The sequence below is a fragment of the Pyxidicoccus fallax genome, from assembly GCF_012933655.1.
Taxonomy (GTDB): Bacteria; Myxococcota; Myxococcia; order Myxococcales; family Myxococcaceae; genus Myxococcus; species Myxococcus fallax.
Map to the genome: position 1 here is coordinate 1 of NZ_JABBJJ010000735.1, position 871 is coordinate 871.

Annotated in this window: 1 protein-coding gene and 1 pseudogene; both read left to right on the forward strand. The window is 69.0% G+C overall.

Annotation, left to right across the window (positions count from 1 at the left end; translation table 11 throughout):
* Positions 1–581 (forward strand): FHA domain-containing protein (locus HG543_RS53880; RefSeq protein WP_169352706.1); only part of this gene is annotated, 581 nt, incomplete at its 5' end.
* A gap of 110 nt (positions 582–691) precedes the next feature.
* Positions 692–871: pseudogene (locus HG543_RS56130) on the forward strand (prepilin peptidase); the annotation flags it as partial.

An 871-nucleotide genomic window follows, 5' to 3' on the forward strand; every position in this document is an offset into this window, starting at 1 on the left:
CCCCGCAGCCGCCCCGCCCGGCCGGCCGGGGCGCCGCTCCCGCCGCCGAGGACCGCGGCGCCAACGGCCTGGACAATGATCCGGTGCGCCGCGAGGTCGCCGAGCGCGTGCTGGAGACGGCCGCGGAGCTGGAGCGCCTCATCAAGGGCAAGAACGAGCCGCCCCCTCCCAGCGACGACATGGTCGAGGAGGAGGAGGAGGAGCCGCTGCCCGAGCCCGAGGACCCGGCCCTGGAGGACGAGCAGGCCGAGGAAGCCGAGGAGGAGCCCGCGGACGAGATGGCCGAGGAGGAGCCCGAGGCCGGTGCCCTCTATCTCGTCACCGAGTCCGGCGAGCAGGAGCGCATCGTCAAGGAGCGCTTCGTCATCGGCCGCGGCAAGCACTGCGACTTCGTCATCAACTCCGGCAAGGTGTCCCGCGAGCACGCCGTCATCGTCCACGAGGGCAATGACTGGATCATCGAGGACCTCGGCTCCTCCAACGGCACCTGGTTCAACAAGCAGCGCATCAAGCGCCGCAAGATTGAAGACGGGGACGAGTACTTCATCTGCAGCGAGAAGATTCGCCTCATGCTGGGCTGAGCCCGGCCCCGGTCCTCGCCCTCGGGGGCTTCCGGCTGTTCGACAATTGACGGGCTCGGGGCGTCCCTGGTTTGATACCGGACGCCTGTGACGGATGGGACAGGCGCGGTATGACGCCTGTTCAGCTCGCGTTGTGGACGGTCCTTGGAGTGGCCCTGGTGATCTCGGTGGTGACGGACGTCCTGCGCCGAGAAATCCTCGACGTCGTCACCTACCCGCTGATGGGGGTGGCGCTCGGCGTGCGCTTCTTCTCGGAGGGGCTGGGGGACCTGGAGCACGGGGTGCTCAGC